The sequence below is a fragment of the Sphingomonas sp. CCH21-G11 genome, from assembly GCF_001555965.1.
Classification (GTDB): Bacteria; Pseudomonadota; Alphaproteobacteria; order Sphingomonadales; family Sphingomonadaceae; genus Sphingomonas.
Genome location: NZ_LSHX01000030.1, coordinates 29,470 through 46,694 on the forward strand (window position 1 = coordinate 29,470; position 17,225 = coordinate 46,694).

At 67.4% G+C, this 17,225-nt stretch carries 20 protein-coding genes; 11 read left to right on the plus strand and 9 right to left on the minus strand.

The features are described 5' to 3' along the window. Positions 1 to 14 precede the first annotated feature (14 nt). The 3 genes from AX676_RS07610 to AX676_RS07620 are packed head-to-tail and all read right to left on the minus strand — an operon-like array spanning position 15 to position 2,019. Complete coding sequence (locus tag AX676_RS07610; protein ID WP_066483358.1) at positions 15 to 737, minus strand: DsbA family protein; 723 nt, start codon at positions 735 to 737, stop codon at positions 15 to 17. 41 nt (positions 738 to 778) lie between these two features. Next, a complete protein-coding gene (locus AX676_RS07615) occupies positions 779 to 1,483 on the minus strand; it encodes a DsbA family protein (protein ID WP_066483366.1) in 705 nt (234 codons plus the stop codon). Continuing rightward, on the minus strand, positions 1,483 to 2,019 hold the full coding sequence (locus tag AX676_RS07620) for a DUF721 domain-containing protein (protein WP_240885416.1): 537 nt from the start codon (positions 2,017 to 2,019) through the stop codon (positions 1,483 to 1,485). Before AX676_RS07620 ends, AX676_RS07615 begins: the two co-directional genes overlap by 1 nt. 26 nt (positions 2,020 to 2,045) lie before the next feature. On the opposite strand from AX676_RS07620, the gene mutY reads away from it, so the two are divergent. The 5 genes from mutY (at position 2,046) to AX676_RS07645 (ending at position 8,045) form a co-directional block, all read left to right on the plus strand. After that, positions 2,046 to 3,092: an A/G-specific adenine glycosylase gene (gene mutY / locus AX676_RS07625; protein WP_156437858.1), complete on the plus strand. Its 1,047-nt coding sequence runs from the start codon at positions 2,046 to 2,048 to the stop codon at positions 3,090 to 3,092. Next, positions 3,089 to 4,408: a serine hydrolase domain-containing protein gene (locus AX676_RS07630; RefSeq protein WP_066483374.1), complete on the plus strand. Its 1,320-nt coding sequence runs from the start codon at positions 3,089 to 3,091 to the stop codon at positions 4,406 to 4,408. Before mutY ends, AX676_RS07630 begins: the two co-directional genes overlap by 4 nt. A 3-nt stretch (positions 4,409 to 4,411) precedes the next feature. Next, on the plus strand, positions 4,412 to 5,278 hold the full coding sequence (nudC, locus tag AX676_RS07635) for an NAD(+) diphosphatase (RefSeq protein WP_066483376.1): 867 nt from the start codon (positions 4,412 to 4,414) through the stop codon (positions 5,276 to 5,278). Positions 5,279 to 5,451: 173 nt separating this feature from the next. Then, on the plus strand, positions 5,452 to 6,528 hold the full coding sequence (locus AX676_RS07640) for a sterol desaturase family protein (RefSeq protein WP_082730987.1): 1,077 nt from the start codon (positions 5,452 to 5,454) through the stop codon (positions 6,526 to 6,528). Then, complete coding sequence (locus AX676_RS07645) at positions 6,462 to 8,045, plus strand: GMC family oxidoreductase (RefSeq protein ID WP_066483378.1); 1,584 nt, start codon at positions 6,462 to 6,464, stop codon at positions 8,043 to 8,045. The genes AX676_RS07640 and AX676_RS07645 overlap by 67 nt, the downstream gene beginning before the upstream one ends. Positions 8,046 to 8,176: 131 nt before the next feature. On the opposite strand, the gene AX676_RS07650 is transcribed toward AX676_RS07645, so the two are convergent. From AX676_RS07650 to AX676_RS07665, 4 genes are all read right to left on the minus strand, one after another. Then, a complete protein-coding gene (locus AX676_RS07650; protein WP_066483380.1) occupies positions 8,177 to 9,601 on the minus strand; it encodes an ammonium transporter in 1,425 nt (474 codons plus the stop codon). Positions 9,602 to 9,615: 14 nt separating this feature from the next. Further along, positions 9,616 to 9,954: a P-II family nitrogen regulator gene (locus AX676_RS07655; RefSeq protein WP_066483382.1), complete on the minus strand. Its 339-nt coding sequence runs from the start codon at positions 9,952 to 9,954 to the stop codon at positions 9,616 to 9,618. Positions 9,955 to 10,116: 162 nt separating this feature from the next. Then, positions 10,117 to 10,425: a putative signal transducing protein gene (locus tag AX676_RS18500; protein ID WP_331709227.1), complete on the minus strand. Its 309-nt coding sequence runs from the start codon at positions 10,423 to 10,425 to the stop codon at positions 10,117 to 10,119. Positions 10,426 to 10,427: 2 nt separating this feature from the next. After that, a complete protein-coding gene (locus AX676_RS07665) occupies positions 10,428 to 10,994 on the minus strand; it encodes a pyridoxamine 5'-phosphate oxidase family protein (RefSeq protein WP_066483386.1) in 567 nt (188 codons plus the stop codon). On the opposite strand from AX676_RS07665, the gene AX676_RS07670 reads away from it, so the two are divergent. Together AX676_RS07670 and AX676_RS07675 are read left to right on the plus strand one after the other, a co-directional pair. Continuing rightward, complete coding sequence (locus AX676_RS07670) at positions 10,959 to 11,309, plus strand: type II toxin-antitoxin system CcdA family antitoxin (protein WP_231725991.1); 351 nt, start codon at positions 10,959 to 10,961, stop codon at positions 11,307 to 11,309. The genes AX676_RS07665 and AX676_RS07670 overlap by 36 nt on opposite strands. After that, positions 11,309 to 11,605, plus strand: a complete 297-nt coding sequence (locus AX676_RS07675; RefSeq protein ID WP_066483390.1) for a CcdB family protein — start codon at positions 11,309 to 11,311, stop codon at positions 11,603 to 11,605. Before AX676_RS07670 ends, AX676_RS07675 begins: the two co-directional genes overlap by 1 nt. 4 nt (positions 11,606 to 11,609) lie before the next feature. Here the strand turns inward: AX676_RS07675 and tldD are convergent, their stop codons facing one another. Together tldD and AX676_RS07685 are read right to left on the minus strand one after the other, a co-directional pair. Beyond that, entirely contained in the window at positions 11,610 to 13,037 is a 1,428-nt protein-coding gene (gene tldD / locus AX676_RS07680) for a metalloprotease TldD (RefSeq protein WP_066483393.1), read from the minus strand. A gap of 58 nt (positions 13,038 to 13,095) precedes the next feature. Further along, positions 13,096 to 13,323 carry a zinc-finger domain-containing protein gene (locus tag AX676_RS07685; RefSeq protein ID WP_066483395.1) on the minus strand — a complete coding sequence of 76 codons (228 nt, stop codon included), beginning with the start codon at positions 13,321 to 13,323 and terminating at the stop codon, positions 13,096 to 13,098. 91 nt (positions 13,324 to 13,414) lie between these two features. Between AX676_RS07685 and AX676_RS07690 the strand changes: the two genes are divergently transcribed. From AX676_RS07690 to nadB, 4 genes are all read left to right on the plus strand, one after another. Next, positions 13,415 to 14,338 (plus strand): ABC transporter ATP-binding protein, encoded by a 924-nt coding sequence (locus AX676_RS07690; RefSeq protein WP_066483397.1) that lies wholly within the window; start codon positions 13,415 to 13,417, stop codon positions 14,336 to 14,338. Positions 14,339 to 14,364: 26 nt separating this feature from the next. Continuing rightward, positions 14,365 to 14,871 carry a hypothetical protein gene (locus tag AX676_RS17755; protein WP_156437859.1) on the plus strand — a complete coding sequence of 169 codons (507 nt, stop codon included), beginning with the start codon at positions 14,365 to 14,367 and terminating at the stop codon, positions 14,869 to 14,871. 107 nt (positions 14,872 to 14,978) lie between these two features. Continuing rightward, positions 14,979 to 15,398, plus strand: a complete 420-nt coding sequence (locus AX676_RS07695) for an endonuclease domain-containing protein (protein WP_066483399.1) — start codon at positions 14,979 to 14,981, stop codon at positions 15,396 to 15,398. Further along, entirely contained in the window at positions 15,395 to 16,987 is a 1,593-nt protein-coding gene (gene nadB, locus AX676_RS07700; RefSeq protein ID WP_066483401.1) for an L-aspartate oxidase, read from the plus strand. Before AX676_RS07695 ends, nadB begins: the two co-directional genes overlap by 4 nt. The last annotated feature ends 238 nt before the right edge of the window (positions 16,988 to 17,225 follow it).

Here is a 17,225-nt window from a genome sequence, read left to right on the forward strand (position 1 = left end):
CCGTCCGCCCCGGCTCAGGCCCCGGCGCGGCGGAGTGCGGCCTCGACATCCTTCCAGCTGATAGCGTTTTCCAGCTTGTTGCCGTTGAGCAGGAAGGTCGGCGTGCCCTGGACGACGGTGGCGTTTTCCAGGATCTTGGCGACCTTGTCGATCCGCGCCATGTCGGCGAGGCATGCCTTGGCCTGCCCCTCCGAAATGCCGCGCTGCTTGACGAAGTCGATATAGCCGGCCTGTTCAGCCCATAGCGTGACCTGAGCGGCCGGGCTCGCGCCCTGCGCCTGTTGCTGGACGGCGGGCGCGACCTGCTGGATGCGATCGAGCGTCGCCGGCTGATTGGCGTACATCTGTTCCAGGATCGGGAAGAACGGGCCCGGCCCGGCGCAGCTGCCGACGACGGCGGCGGCGATGTCCGGCGGGCCGTGCAGCACATAATCGCGGAATTCGAAGCTCACCTTGCCCGTCTCGACCAGCTTGGTCAGCGGCTCGAAGCCGTCGCGCGCGAACGCACCGCACGCCGGGCAGGTGCGCGAGCCATATTCGACCAGCTTGATCGGCGCGTTGGGATTGCCCATGCGGAATCCGCCCTCGGCGGTTTCGCTGACCGTTTCGGTCCAGGTGGTGCCCGCCGGCGGCGCGGCGGCGGCGACCGGTGCGGCGGCGGGGCCGCTGTCATTGCCCGTCCCGTCGGCGCCACAGGCGGCGAGGGCGAGGGGAAGCAGGAAAAGGGCTGCACGCATGGTTCGGGTTCACTCCATCGCAAGATCGGGATTGGGCGGGATCAGGCGCCGGCGGCGCGCAACTGCGGTTCGAGCGAGGACCAGCTGCCCGACCCGACGAAATTGCCGTTGATCGCAAAGCTGGGCGTGCCTTCGAGCTGCGCGGCGACGGCCTCGGTCATCTTGATGAGCCGTTCGGTCTCGGCCTGGTTGTTGAGGCACGCGCGCGCCTTGGCACCGCTCAGCCCGAGCGGGCGAAGCAGCGCGATCAGCCCCGATCCCTCGCCCAGCCGGATGAGCTGATCGCCCAGCGTCGCCGCGCCCTTGTACGCGTCCGGCCTCGCCTGGAACGCCTGGGTTCTGGCGAAGGTCGCGGGCTGCGCGGCAAAGATCGCCTTGTTCGCCGCCGCAAAGCCGACCGGGCCCTGGCACCGCGCGAGCAGCGCGGAGGCGAGGTCGAGCCGGTCGCGCACGAAATGGCGATATTCCACCTGGACGCGGCCCGTCCGGACCATCTGATCCTTCAGCACGGGTTCGGACTGCGTGACGAAATCGGCGCAATGCGGGCAGGTGTAGCTCAGATATTCGGCCAGCTTGACCTTCGCCTGCGGGCTGCCGATCCGCACCGCGCCGTCGGGCGACAGCGTCGCGGTCGCGCGCCAGTCGCGCTGCGCCGCACTGCGCGGTGCCGATGCCTCCTGGGCAGCACCGGGCGGGGTCGCCGCGATGGCAACCCATGCGATCAGCCCAACATGTCGCCACCGCATCAACGCACCTTGCCCATCACCGGCACGATGACCGGGGGTTGTTCGACGATGCCCGCCGCCAGCGCCGCCAGCACCTCACGCAGTTCGGGATCGGCGATCGCGCGGACGCTGTCGCCCAGGTCGATCGTTGCCGCTGCAGGCCGCACCGGTGCGGCAGCGGCTGCGCGCGCGGCGAACTGGCCGGGCCTGAACGCGATCCGCGCGACCGCGGCATAGCCGAAGAAGCGGTTCACCCGCTCCATGATCTCGGGCCCGATATGCTGCATCATCGTCGCATGGGCGGGAGCGACCGCCAGCGTCAACAGCCCGCCGCTGCGCGCACCCTGGGGAAAGCGGATCGATTCGGGCGCGGAGACACGCGCGTAACGTTCGCCGACGATTTCGGGCCAGCGACTGACGATCGAGCTTTGCACGAAGCCGAATTTGCGGAACGCGGCGCGGCCGATATCGGGCAGCAGGTCGGCGACGGGCCGGGCCCTGCCGCCGCGCGGCCGATCGCTATCGACGGCCTGGGGCGTACGCGTGGATTTCGTCATCGCGTCTCCCATGCCATAGCCGCCCCGTGTCTGCCAACGTCCCATCTGACATCGCGCCCGCGCTGCTCGCCTGGTACGAGGCCCACGCGCGCGTCCTGCCGTGGCGCGCGCCGCCGGGCGCGCCGCCGCCCGACCCCTATCGCGTCTGGCTGTCGGAGGTCATGCTTCAGCAGACTCAGGTCGTGACGGTCATTCCCTATTTCGAACATTTCACCACCCGCTGGCCCGATTTCGCCAGCCTGGCGGCGGCGGATGAGGGTGAGCTGATGGCGGCATGGGCCGGGCTCGGCTATTATGCGCGGGCACGCAACCTGATCGCCTGTGCGCGCGCGGTGGTGCGCGATCATGGCGGACGCTTGCCGTCGGACGAGGCAGCGTTGCGCCGGTTGCCCGGCTTCGGCCCCTATACCGCCGCGGCGGTCGCGGCGATCGCCTTTGGCCGGCGCGCGGTCGTCGTCGACGGCAATGTCGAGCGCGTGGTCAGCCGCCTGTTCGCGGTCGAAACGCCGCTTCCCATGGCGCGGGGCGAGCTTCGCGCGCTGGCCGACGCGATGACGCCCGCGACGCGCGCGGGGGACTTCGCCCAGGCGATGATGGATCTGGGCGCAACAATCTGTACCCCGCGCCGCGCCGATTGCGCGTCCTGCCCCATTGCCGTCCATTGTCGCGCTTACGCGCAGGGGGCAGTCGCCACCTATCCGCGCAAGCTGGCCAAGGCGGCCAGACCGGTGCGCCATGGCACGATCTTCTGGCTTACCCGCGAAGATGCGGTGCTGCTGGTCCGGCGCCCGCCGCGCGGATTGCTCGGCGGCATGCGCGCGCTGCCGACCGGGCCATGGGCGGATGCGCCGCCGGGACTGACCGATGCGCCCGTCGCAGCCGAGTGGCGGCGGCACAATGCCGAGCTGCGCCACGTCTTCACCCATTTCGAATTGCGATGCGGCCTTGCGAGCGCGCGGCTGGCGGGGCACATCGCGGTCGAAGGCGAATGGTGGCCGGTCGACCGGCTGGCCGATGCCGGCCTGCCCAGCCTGTTCGCGAAGGCGGCGGCGATAATGGAGGATGCGCGATGAAAACTCTGGGTCTGGCCGCCGGGATCGGCGCCGCGCTGATCGGGATCGGCGGCATCGCGCTCGCCATGCCCCAGGCCGAACGCCGCGCGGCTTCGACGCCAGTCGCTCCGGCGCTGCCCGCGGTCGCACAGGTCGCGGCGTCCTATGTCGAACAGAACCGCACGCCGGGCATCGTCGTCGCGATCGGGCAGGGCGACCAGCCGACCCGCTTCATCGCGGAGGGGCGGCTGGGCCAGGAACCGGGGGCGGGCGCGGCTTCGCCCGACAGCCTGTGGCGCGTCTATTCGATGACCAAGCCGGTGACCGGCATGGCGGCGATGATGCTGATCGAGGACGGCAAGCTGAGCCTTGACCAGCCGATCCATGAGATCATCCCCGCCTTTCGCGAGATGAAGGTGCTGACCGACCCCGACGCCAGCCTGGCGTCGCGCCCGGCGGCGCGGCCGATCACGATCCGCCATCTGCTGACCCACACCGCCGGATTCGGCTATTCGATCGTGACAAAGGGCCCGCTGCTCAAGGAATATGAGCGGCTCGGCATCCTGCCCGCCGCAGTCAACGTCCAGATGGAGGCGCAGATGGCGGCGGTGCGGCCGAAATCGCTCGCCGAATTCGCCGACCGCGTCGCCACGCTGCCGCTGATCGCCGATCCGGGCACGAAATGGAGCTATTCGATCAGCCTAGATGTCCTCGCCGCGGTGATCGAGAAGGCATCGGGCATGCCCTATGAACAGTTCCTGCGCACGCGGATGTTCGAACCGCTCGGCATGACCTCGACCTACTTCACCGTGCCGGGATCGGAAGCGGCGCGGCTCGCGAACAATTACATCTTTGTCGGCGACAATCGCGTGCCGGTCGACCCGGCCGCGACCTCGGTCTACCTCCAGCCGCCCAGCTTTCCCTATGGCGGGGCGGGGCTCGTCACCTCGGCGCGCGATTACGACCGTTTCCTCCACATGCTGCAAAATGGCGGCGAGCTCGACGGCAAGCGGGTGATGAAGGCGCAGACGGTGCGCCTCGCCATGTCCAACCTGCTGCCCGACGGCGTGTTCTTCCTGAACGTCGATGCGTCGACCGGGGGTGCGGGCCGCAAGCTCGGCTTTGGGGCCGGGGGGTCGGTCTATCTCGACGACCTGCCCGGCGGCGGTGCGGCGGGCACCTATGGCTGGGGCGGGGCGGCCGGCACCATCGCCTGGGTCGACCCGAAGAATCGGGTGCGCGGCACCGCGATGGTTAATTATTTTCCCGACGACAAATGGCCGCTGCGCACGGATGTGACCCGCGCGGTGTATCGCGACCTCGCGCCGGCGAAGTAACCTGTGACCGGCTTCACTGGCGGCTGGCTCGACCGGGCGGACCGCATCCGTCACGACCAGGCCGCCCTGACCGCGGCGTTCAGCGACCCGCGCGCGCGGCTGCTGCGGCTCGACGCGCTCGATCCCCAGCTGGATGCGGACGGGCGGCTGGTGTGGGGGGCGCTGACCGATGCGCCCGACGACGCCGATTTCCTGTTCCTCGGTTTTCGTGGGCAGGTGCCGCATTTTGCCGCGCTGATTACCGGCACGAGTCCGCCGGCCGGCCGGTCGCCCGCCCTGTTCCAGATGCTGGGGTTGATGCCCGATGCCGAGGCCGCGACCTATGCCTGCGCGCGCAGCCTGGTCGACTGGCATTTGCGCCACGGTTTCTGCGCCAATTGCGGCCATGCCACGACGATCTTCCGCGCCGGATGGGCACGGCGGTGCGGCCATTGTGGCGCGGAGCATTTCCCGCGCACCGACCCGGTCGTCATCATGCTGGCCGAACGCGGCGACCGCGTCGTGCTGGGCCGCCAGCCCGTTTGGCCCGCCGGGCGCTATTCGGCCCTGGCCGGGTTCGTCGAGGTCGGCGAATCGATCGAGGAAGCAGTGGCGCGCGAGACGCTGGAGGAAGTCGGCATCGCGGTCACCGATATCCGCTACGTCGCCAGCCAGCCCTGGCCTTTTGCATCGTCGCTGATGATCGCCGCGATCGGCACCGCGCAGTCGGATGACATCGCGATCGACCCGCACGAGCTGGAGGACGCGCAATGGTTCTCCCGCGCCGACGTGCAGGCTGCGCTGGCCGGCGACCCCGCCGCGCCGTTCATCGCGCCCCCGCGCTATGCGATTGCCCACACGCTGCTCGGCCATTGGGCCGCGCAGGGATAGGCAACCGAAAGCCCCGTCTCCCCGTCGCCCCGGGCTTGACCCGGAGCCCCGCTGCCTGTGCTCCGCGCGATCAAGCGGGACCCCGGGTCAAGCCCGGGGTGACGATCTTACGTTTCGGGAGGGCACCCACCGATCCGCTGGCGCGATTGCTGACACGAATGTAAGCTCGGCCGATGCCCAGCCTGCCCAACCCCGTCGACCTGGCGATTCCGGCCTTCGTCCTGCTGGTGCTGGCGGAAATGTTCGTGGCGCGGTTGCGCGACCGCAGCCGCTATTGCCCGCGCGACACGCTGACTTCGCTCGCGCTTGGCTTGGGCAGTACCGTCGCGGGGCTGCTGACCGGCGGGCTGGTCGTCGCGATCGCCCTGTGGGTGTATCAGTTCCGCTGGTTCGACATTGGCTGGCAATGGTATTGGTTCGTCGTCGCCTTCGTGCTCGACGACCTGGCCTATTACGTGTTCCACCGCAGCGCCCACCGCGTCCGCTGGTTCTGGGCCAGCCACGTCATCCACCACAGCTCGCAGCACTACAACCTGTCGACCGCGCTTCGCCAGACCTGGACCGGGTTCATCTCCGCCGGTTTCATCTTCCGGCTGCCGCTGTTCCTGATCGGCTTTCCGCCAGCGATGGTGCTGTTCGTCGCGGGGCTCAACCTGGTCTATCAGTTCTGGATCCACACCGAAGTGATCGGGCGCATGCCGCGCTGGTTCGAAGCGGTGATGAACACGCCGTCGCATCATCGCGTCCATCACGCGACCAATCCGCGCTATCTCGACCGCAACTATGCCGGGGTCTTCATTATCTGGGACAAGATGTTCGGCACGTTCGAGCGCGAGCGCGACGACGATCGCCCGCGCTATGGCCTGATCCGCGATCTCGGCAGCTTCAACCTGATCTGGGCGGCGTTTCACGAATGGGTCGGCATCGCGCGCGACCTTTGGCACGCGCCGGGCTGGCGTGCGCGGCTGGGCTATGCCTTCGGCCCGCCGGGATGGAGCCATGACGCCAGCCGCGCGACATCCGACAGCATCCGCGCGCGTTGGCTTGACATAGAGCGGTGTCGGCCCTCTCCCCCACCCGGCCACCCACGAGCGTATCCTGACGGGTGGCCGGGTGGGGGAGAGGGCCGACACCGCGACGTCGGCAAAGCCGACACCGAACAAAAAAACGAGGAGAGCGAAGCGTGGAGGAAGCCGACATCGTCGTCATCGGCGCCGGATCGGGCGGGAGCGCCGTCGCCGGCCGGCTGAGCGAGGATTCACGCCTCAAGGTCGCGGTGCTCGAAGCCGGCGGGCGCAATGACAAGGCGCTGACCCTGATGCCGGCGATGCTGGCCAAGCAGACCGACAAGACCAACTGGAAATACGAAACCGTGCCGCAGCCGGGGCTTGGCGGGCGGCGGGGCTATCAGCCGCGCGGGCGGGGGCTTGGCGGATCGAGCGCGATCAACGCGATGCTCTATGTGCGCGGCAATGCCTGGGACTATGACAATTGGGCGGCGATGGGCTGCACCGGCTGGTCTCACGCCGACGTGCTCCCCTATTTCAAACGCGCCGAGCGCAACGTGCGTGGCGCGGACACCTGGCATGGCGACGACGGCCCGCTCTGGGTCAGCGAACAGGTTGCACCCCACCCCGCCAGCCGTGATTTCGTCGAGGCCGCCGCCCAGCTTCAGATTCCCGCCAATCCCGATTTCAACGGCGCGCGCCAGGACGGCGCGGGAATGTATCAGGTGACGCAGCGTGGCGGCGAGCGCTGGTCGTCGGCGCGCGCCTATCTCGACACCTCGCGCGCCAATCTCAACGTGCTGACCGGGTGCGTGGTCGAGCGGGTGCTGTTCGAGGACGGGCGCGCGTGCGGCGTCGCCTATCGGCGCGGCGGTCAGCGCCGGGTGATCCGGGCACGCGCGGGCGTGGTGCTCGCGGGCGGGGTGTTCGCGACTCCGCAGCTGCTCATGCTGTCGGGCATCGGTGAGGGCGCGCATCTTCGCGACAAGGGCGTGGAGGTCCGCGTCGACCGGCCGGTGGTCGGCACCAACCTGCAGGACCATCTCGATTACACCGCGATCTACGAAAGCGCGGCGCCGGGGTTTCTGGGTCAGTCGCTGCTCGGCAATCTGCGCGCGCTGGGCGCGGTGATCGAATGGCACCGGCGGCGCACCGGCGCGATGACGACGCCCCTCGCCGAAAGCGGTGCGTTCGTTACGGTCGATCCGGCCGCACCCGCCCCCGACATCCAATATCATTTCGTCATCGCGCCGGTCGACGATCACGGCCGATCGACCCGGCGCGGCCATGGCTATTCCTGTCATGCCTGCGTGTTGCGGCCCGAAAGCACGGGCACGGTGCGCCTCGCCTCGGGCGATGTCACCGACATGCCGGTGATCGACCCGGCCTTCCTATCCGACCCGCGCGACCTCGACCTGCTGAAGCGCGGCGTGCGGTTGATGTACCGCATCATGGCGGTGCCGGCGATGACGGCGTGGGGCGGGCGCGAACGCTATCCGGTCGATCCCGACGACGATGCCGCGCTCGAAGCCGCGATCCGGGCGCGTTCGGACACCATCTATCACCCGGTCGGCACCGCGCGGATGGGCGCGGATGCGGATGCGGTTTGCGATCCGCAACTGCGCGTGCGTGGGGTGGACGGGCTGTGGGTGGCGGATGCGTCGATCATGCCCAAGCTGGTCAGCGGCAACACCAACGCGCCCTCGATCATGATCGGCGAACGCTGCGCCGATTTTGTTCGCGCGCATCTGGCCGCGTGATAGGGTGGTCGCGATCCCGGGGCTGACGGGCCGATGATAAAAAATGGCCCGGTGCTTTCACACCGGGCCAGGGGTCCGCAGGAGGAACTCGGGACCGGGGCGGGCGGCGGACACCGCCCGCCCCGGCAAACTCAGTAGTTGTAGGCGCGCTCGCCATGTTCGTTGATGTCGAGACCCTCGACTTCGACGTCCTTGGTCGGGCGCAGGCCGATCGTATATTTGAGCGCGAGGAACAGCGCGGCGCTGACCACGCCGGTCCACACGATCGTCGTGCCGACCGCCCAGATCTGCGTCATGATCTGCGCGCCCATGTCATAGACGCCCGCCTTGGCGACCGGCGCGGTGTAGTCGATCCAGCCCTGTCCGCCGAAGTCGGGGTTGGCGACGATGCCGGTCCCGACCGCGCCGACGATGCCGCCCACCGCGTGGATGCCGAATACATCCAGCGTGTCGTCATAGTTCAGCTTGTTCTTCACCGTGGTGACGAAGAAGAAGCAGACGACCGAGGCGACCGCGCCGAGCAGGATCGCGGTGCCGGGATGGGCAAAGCCCGCCGCCGGGGTGATCGCGACCAGACCGGCGACGACGCCCGAGGCCGCACCCAGCAGCGACGGCTTCTTGTGGACGATCTGTTCGATGATCGCCCAGGTCGCGCCCGCTGCCGCCGTGGCGGTGAAGGTGTTGATGAAGGCCAGCGCGCCGAACGCATTTGCTTCCAGGCCCGACCCGGCGTTGAAGCCGAACCAGCCGATCCACAGCAGCGACGCGCCGATCATCGTCATCACCAGGCTGTGCGGGGGCATCGGCTCGCTCTTGTAGCCAACGCGCGGGCCGATGATGATGCAGCCGATCAGCCCGGCGACGCCCGCATTGATGTGCACCACGGTGCCCCCTGCGAAATCGAGCGCGCCCCAGCCCCACAGCAGACCGCTGTCATCGGGGGCGGCGTGCAGGAAATCCGGGCCCGCCCAGTACCAAACCATGTGCGCGATCGGGAAATAGGCGAGCGTCAGCCATGCGACCGTGAACAGGATCAGCGGCGTGAACTTCACCCGCTCGGCGAACGCGCCGACGATCAGCGCGGGCGTGATGCAGGCAAAGGTCATCTGAAAGATGACGAAGACATATTCGGGCAGGTAGACGCTGTTGGAGAAGGTCGCCGCCAGCGTGGTCGGATCAACGCCGGCCAGGAAAACCTTGGAGAAGCCGCCGACATATTTGTTCAGGTCGCCGCCATTGGTGAAGGCCATCGAATAGCCCCAGCTGAACCACACCATCGCGGCCACGCAGACGATCGTCAGCACCTGCATCAGCACGCTCAGCATGTTCTTGGTGCGCACCAGGCCGCCATAGAACAGCGCCAGCGCCGGCACCGACATCATCAGCACCAGTGCGGAGGCGACCAGCATCCAGGCGACATCGCCCTTGTTGACCATTTCGGCGGTCGGCGTGAATGGCGTCGCCGGTGCGGCCGCAGCCGCTTCCTGCGCCCAGGCGGGCAGGGCGGCGAACAGCGTCAGGCCGGCCGCGCCGGCATATTTCGTCAATTGCTTCATGGAACCCCCCTGGCTCACAGCGCGGTCTCGTTGGTTTCGCCGGTGCGGATGCGCACCGCCTGGCCGACGTCGAGGACGAAGATCTTGCCGTCACCGATCGCGCCGGTGTTGGCAGCGGCCTGGATCGCCTCCACCGCACGGCTGGCGAGATCGTCGGCACAGACCAGCTCGATCTTGATCTTGGGCACCATGTTGGTGCTGTACTCGGCGCCGCGATAGATTTCGGTCTGGCCCTTCTGGCGGCCGAACCCCTTGACCTCGGTGACGGTCATGCCCGCGACGCCGATCGCCATCAGGGCTTCGCGGACGTCATCGAGCTTGAACGGCTTGATGATGGCGATGACGAGTTTCATTCGACCCCCTTATCGTGCTCCCGTCGTGCTGCAGTGCAAAAGACATGCCAAGGCTCGTACGCCCGCGGTTCCGCGCTAGCCGGGGCGATCGACACGTTACAAATGTGTTAAAATTGTGCAGCTGCTAAAGCGTGCTCAAAAACAAGGCAGTGCCGCGTGGCTTCAGCGTGCCGCGACGATGCGGCGCGCGGCCATCATGTCATCGGCATCGATCATCACGCGCGCCGGGATCAGCAGCGCGCTGCCATCGCCCAGGCTCATTTCGCCGTCGAACGTCACCGCCGGAATGCCTTCCGCCTCCAGCCGGCCGATGATGATATGCGCCTCCATGCGGTCATACCGCCCCAGTTCGGCCAGGCGGGGCGGCTCGTCGCCGGGGGGTGGTGCGGCGCGGCGGCCCAGCGTCTCGATCCAGCGAATGATGCGGGGGATCAGCCCGGTCAACGCACCGGGGCGGGGGGTTGCGGGCACGTTCACGCGATGGGGTCGGCGGCGGGCATGACCGTCTGCACCCGCACCGGCAGGCCATCGATGCTGTGCGTGCGGTCGGCAATCCGGGCCAGCCTTACCCCGGCATCCTGGGTCGCGTGGTATTTGACCAGCGTCTTGCGCTCGCGTTCCAACGCCATATGCGGCACGCCCCAGCCGCAGCTCGTCTGTATGCTGTCGACCGCAATCTCGAAAATCTGCCGCGCGCCGGGCAGGCGCGAGAAATGCGCCGCCAGCGCGTCATAGCCGGGGTCGCCCGCCACGGTGCAGCTGCCTCGGCCATAGATGCGCAGGATCAGCGCGGGATTGTCGAACGCGCAGAACATGATGGTGATGCGCCCGTCGGCGTTCAGATGCGCCTGCGTCTCGTTGCCCGATCCGCCCAGGTCGAGATAGGCGACGCGGCGGTCGTCGAGCACCCGGAAACTGTCCATGCCCTTGGGACTCAAATTGATCCGCGCGCCCTCTGCCGCGGTCGCGACGAAGAACACCGGCTGCCGCGCGATGAAGGCCCGGTGATCGTCGTTCACGCTGTCGAAGAACTCGGCCATTCGCTTTTTCTCCCGCCGTCCGGCAGCGATCATGTTGACGCTATCATCTCGTGCGCATATTCTTTGCGCATGAAGCCTGATCCAGTCTCTTCAGGCAAGCGCAAACCCGTCAACCTGTCGCTTGATACCGGAGTCGTGGCCGCCGCGCGCGAGGTTGGGCTAAATCTGTCACAGGTTTGCGAGGCTGCGCTTCGCGTTGCAAGCCACGAGGAACGTCAGAAGCGCTGGCGCGATGACAACCGGGAATGGGCGGAAAGTGTCAATACGTGGGTCGAACAGAACGGCCTGCCGCTTGAGCGCTATCGCCTCTTTTGATGGCGCAATTCGACGTCTACGCAAATCGCGACGGGCAGCTCCTGCTTGATTGCCAGGCCGACGCGCTCGCCAACCTCTCCACCAGACTCGTCGCGCCGCTGGTGCCGGTCGAGGACCCTCCGGCGTTACGACCGCGCCTGAACCCGGTTTTCGACCTGGATGGTCGCAACTACGCGCTGATCACCCAGTTTGCTGCGGCGGTTAGTCGGACTGAGCTTCAAGCCCATGTCGCATCGCTTGCTCGGCACCGGTATCAGATCATCTCTGCATACGACATGATGCTGACGGGCGTGTAGTCGCTCACACCGCCGTCCCGCCGACCGTCAGCCCATCGACCAGCAAGGTCGGCTGGCCCACGCCCGCCGGTACGCTCTGCCCGCCCTTGCCGCACATGCCGATGCCTTCGTCGAGCGCGAAATCGTGGCCGATGCCCGACACCTTGGTCAGCACGGTCGGACCGTCGCCGATCAGCGTCGCGCCCTTGATCGGCGCGCCCAGCCGGCCGTCCTCGATTTTATAGGCTTCGGTGCAGGAGAACACGAACTTGCCCGACACGATGTCGACCTGGCCGCCGCCGAACGACTTGGCATAGATGCCCTTCTTCACCCGCGTCATCAGCTCGGCCGGGTCGTCGCGCCCGGCGCGCATGAAGGTGTTGGTCATGCGCGGCATCGGCGCATGGGCAAAGCTTTCGCGCCGGCCGTTGCCGGTCGGCTCGACCCCCATCAACCGCGCGTTGAGCCGGTCGTGGATATAGCCCTTTAGGATGCCGTCCTCGATCAGGATGTTCTCGCGCGTCGGCGTGCCTTCATCGTCGATGGTCAGTGACCCGCGCCGGTCGAGGATCGATCCGTCATCGACCACGGTCACGCCCGGCGCGGCGACGCGCTGGCCGATACGGCCGGAAAAGGCGCTCGTCCCCTTGCGATTGAAATCGCCCTCCAGCCCGTGGCCGACCGCTTCGTGGAGCAGCACGCCGCACCAGCCGGGGCCGAGCAGCACCGGCATGTCGCCCGCCGGCGCATCGACCGCTTCCAGGTTGACCAGCGCCTGGGCCAGCGCCTCGTCGATCGCGCGGTTCCAGGTCTCCGGCGTCAGCAGCCGGTCATACAGCGCGCGGCCGCCGGTGCCGAAGCTGCCGGTTTCGCGCCGGCCATTCTGCTCGACGACGATCGAGACGTTGAGGCGGGTGAGCGGGCGGATGTCGGTGGCGGTGAAGCCGTCGGGGCGGACGATCTCGACCACGCTCCAGCTGCCGAGCAGGCTGACCGAGACCTGGACGACGCGCGGGTCGCGGGCGCGGGCCGCCGCGTCGATCGTCTGGCAGATCGCGACCTTGTCGGCAAACGGGATCAGGTCGATCGGATCGGCATCGGTATAGAGGTGCCGGTTGGTGCGCGGCGGCGGCGCGGCGCGCGGGCCGCTCGCGGGATCGATCAGCGCCATGGTCTCGCCCGCGCGCGCGATCGCGGCGGCCGACAGCTCGTTGGCATGGGCAAATGCGGTGGTTTCGCCCGACACCGCGCGCAGCCCGAACCCGGCATCGGTATTGTAAGACGCGGTCTTCAGCCGCCCATCGTCGAACCCGAATGCTTCGGACTTGCGATATTGCAGGTACAGCTCGCCATCATCGGCGCGCGCCAGCAACTGGGCGGTCAGTTTCTGCGCGGTGTCGGGGTCAAGGCCGTCGCGGTACAGGAAGGCACGGGGGTCGGGGGCGTGGATCATCGCCCGAATATAGGCAGCAATCGCGCCCTGTCATCCGGGCTGTCATCCGCAGCAGCGGCTAGAGGCTTGCACCCGATGAGATATCGGGCAGCTTGCCCTGGTCCGCGCCGTCGGCGGGGCCGCCGATCAGCACGAAGCGCCGGTCGCAATAGCCGCAATCGACATAGCCATGCTCGTCGATCTGCAGGAACACGCGGGGATGGCCGAGCGCGGGCGCGATGTCGCCAGCGCCGTCACAGCTGACGCGGGGGGTGGTGACGCGGATCACTTCGGGCGGCGGGATCATGGCTCGCGGCGTTAGCAAGCCAAAAGCCGCGCGACAATTGCCGAATCGATTCCGCTTGGCTCGGGCGGGACGGCGGCTTAGGTCGCGGAGCATGCAGGACGCGGCAATCGAAATCGACGGTCTGTCCAAGACCTACAAGGGCGGCAAGCAGGCGCTGAGCGATGTCAGCTTCAGCGTCCGGCGCGGGTCGATCTTCGGCCTGCTCGGCCCAAATGGCGCGGGCAAGTCGACGTTGATCAATGTGCTGGCGGGGCTGGTCAACAAGACCGCCGGGCGCGCCTCGATCTGGGGCTTCGACATCGACCAGCACCCCCGCAATGCCAAGGCGTCGATCGGCATCGTCAATCAGGAAATCACCTTCGACCCCTTCTTCACCCCGGCCGAAACGCTGGAGAACCAGGCCGGCCTCTATGGCGTGCCCAAGGGCAGGCGCCGCACGATGGAGCTGCTGCGCGCGATGCGGCTGGAGGACAAGGCCAACGCCTATTCGCGCACGCTGTCGGGCGGGATGAAGCGGCGGCTGATGGTGGCCAAGGCAATGGTGCATTCGCCGCCCGTGCTGGTGCTCGACGAGCCGACCGCGGGCGTCGATATCGAGCTTCGCCAGCAGCTCTGGGCATTCGTGCGCGAGTTGAACCAGGGCGGGGTGACGGTGGTGCTGACCACGCATTACCTCGAGGAGGCCGAGGAGCTGTGCGACCGCATCGCCATCATCAACCATGGCCGGCTGATCGCCAATGAACCGACCCGCGCGCTGGTCGGCATGGCGCGCGAAAAGCAGGTCGAGGTGACCGTCGACCGCGACGTCGCTGCGCCGCCCGAGGCCGCATGCTTCCAGAAGATCACGCTGAAGGGCGACCGGGTGCTGGCGATCACTTATTCAAAGGACGAAGTGAACGCCGGCGACGTCCTCGCCGCCGTCCAGGCCAGCGGCTACGGCATCGTCGACGTGGTGACCCGCGATCCGGACCTGGAGGACGTGTTCCTTAATCTGACGCGGGCGACGACGTCTTGAGAGCGGCGGTGCCATGCCTGTGCGCGGTGGCGCTCGCTGGATGCGTGCAATCGACTTTGGGTCCGCCGACCGATCTCGACGCTTTCCTGTCCTTTACAAACCCGACGATCTGCGAGGCCGCACCCGCACATGATCGCTTCATTCGAGCAATGGTCGGCGGCGATGCCAATGCCGGTTTTCGCCCGGGTCGACTCGTTGTGCCTGATCGACTCCGAAGTGCGTTCGGATCGATCCGAGTAGAACAGCACGATGGCTATTGGACCATTGGTCTGCCCGTCTCGGGCACCATGTTCGGCCTGCCGCTGCGTCGTATCGTTCAGTGGTCGCCTGAAGGCGGAGATCCTGGAGGAGTGGCGTACCATTTCAATGTTCCGGCGGAGGAACTCGCGGGCGCACTACGCGCACGTGGATTTCCCGCGAAAGTAGGGGAGGCAGTGCAATTGGGGCCGCCGGATGGCTACGAATACACGCTCGAGGTCCGGCCCGATCCCGATCAACAGGGCGGTGCGCTGTTCAGTTGCGACTATTCGTGACTTGGCTCTGCAGACACCTGAAAGCCCTCTCCCGCAAGCGGGAGAGGGTTGGGTGAGGGGCCTTCTTGAGGGTTGGGTGCGAGCCTTCGTTACGCTACGCAGCCCAAATGCCCGCGATTGGCCGCACCAACCCGTATGCACGGTCACTGCGCCACAACGCGACCGAAGTTGAGAAGCGTCTCTGGCAATCCCTGCGCAATCGTCAGCTCGGCGGGTACAAGTTCCGGCGACAGGCGACGGTCGGCCGCTACATCGCCGATTTCCTGTGCGTCGAGGCGCGTCTCATTGTCGAACTCGATGGCGGCCAGCATGGGACCGAAGCCGATCGGCGGCGCACGGCCGACTTGAACGACGCGGGCTATCACGTCCTTCGCTTCTGGAATCACGAGGTGATGGAAAACGAGCAGGGCGTGCTGCAGTCGATCCTCGATCAGCTTGTGATCCTCTGCGCGGTGCGCGACAAGCCCTCACCCAACCCTCTCCCGCGTGCGGGAGAGGGTTCATCCGAAGAGACGGCTCCACCTTGACCCACGACCCGCATTCTACCGACATCCTGGTCATCGGCTCGGGCGCGGCCGGGCTTACCGCGGCGCTCAACCTGGCCGGCCGGTTCCGCGTCACCGTGCTGGCGAAGGGGGCGATGAACGAAGGGTCGACTGCCTGGGCACAGGGCGGGATCGCCGCGGTGCTCGAACCCGGCGACACGTTCGACAATCATGTCGAGGACACGATGATCGCCGGCGCGGGCCTAAACGATCGCGCCACCGTCGAGTTCGTGGTCGAGGGCGCGCCCGCCGCCATCGCGCGGCTCGTCGAGCTGGGCGTGCCGTTCAACATGGACGGCAACACGCTGCACCTGACGCGCGAGGGCGGGCACAGCCACCGCCGCATCGTTCATGTCGACGACGCGACGGGCTGGGCGGTGCAGGAAGCGTTGCTGAAGGCCGCGCATGCCAATCCCAACATCACGCTTGTCCCCGACATGATCTGCATCGACCTGGCGACCAGCCGGCACGAGCTGCGCTATTCGGGCGCGGGGCATGTCCATGGCGTCTATGCGGTCAACCGCGCAACCGGGCGGGTCGAGCTGTTCACCGCGCGCGCGACGGTGCTGGCGACCGGCGGGGCGGGGCGCACTTATCAGTTCTCCACCGCGCCCCGCGGCGCGACCGGTGACGGCATCGCCATGGCGTGGCGGGCGGGGGCGCGCGTTTCCAACATGGAGTTCATGCAGTTCCACCCGACCTGCCTGTTCCACCTCGAGGTCAAGAATTTCCTGATCACCGAAGCGGTGCGGGGTGAGGGCGGGCATTTGATCAACCCGGTCACGCATAAGCGCTTCATGGCCTATTACGATCCCGAGCGGCTGGAACTGGCACCCCGCGATGTGGTGGCGCGCGCGATCGACGCGGAGATCAAGCGGTTCGGGCTCGATTACGTCCATCTCGACATCAGCCATCGCGGGGCGGACTTCGTCGCCGCGCATTTCCCGACCATCCATGCCAAGCTGACCGGACTTGGCATCGACATGACGCACGAGCCGATCCCGGTGGTGCCGGCCCAGCATTATACCTGTGGCGGCGTCGTCGTCGACCGCGACGGGCGCACCGACCTGCCCGGGCTGTATGCGGCGGGCGAAGTCACGCAGTCCGGCCTGCACGGCGCCAATCGCCTGGCGTCGAACAGCCTGCTCGAATGCTTCGTGTTCGGGGAAGCCGCCGCCGCGCACATCGCGGCCAACTGGGACGCCCTGCCGCCGCCGCCCGCCATTCGCCCCTGGGACGAGAGCCGCGTGACCGATTCGGACGAGGAAGTCGTCATCAAGCAGAACTGGACCGAAATCCGCCGCTTCATGTGGAATTATGTCGGCATCGTGCGCACCACCAAGCGACTGGAGCGCGCGGCGCACCGCATCCGCCTGCTGACCGAGGAAGTGAACGACTATTACGGCCATTTCCGCGTCACGCCCGACCTGATCGAGCTGCGCAACCTGCTGCAATCGGCCGAACTGATCGTCCGCTGCGCGCTCCAGCGGCGCGAAAGCCGGGGCCTCCACTACACGCTCGACTACCCCGATCGGCTTGAAACCGCCGTCGATACCGTCCTCCTCCCCTGAACGGCCGAAGGTTCCGCGGCTCGACTCGCCGAAAACACGGCTCGTCGCTGCTTTCTTGCGGCCTGTCGCAAGCTGTGTCTGCCTACATTTGGTGTTCACGCGGAAGCAGGCATGGTCCTGGCAATGAGCGAGCGAGGGAAATGACGGGGTTTCAGCCCTTTACGAAACGCCAGCGCGCGACGACGGTGGCAGGGCTCGCGCCGTTCATTCTGCTCAGCTGCGTCGCTCCCTCCACCCC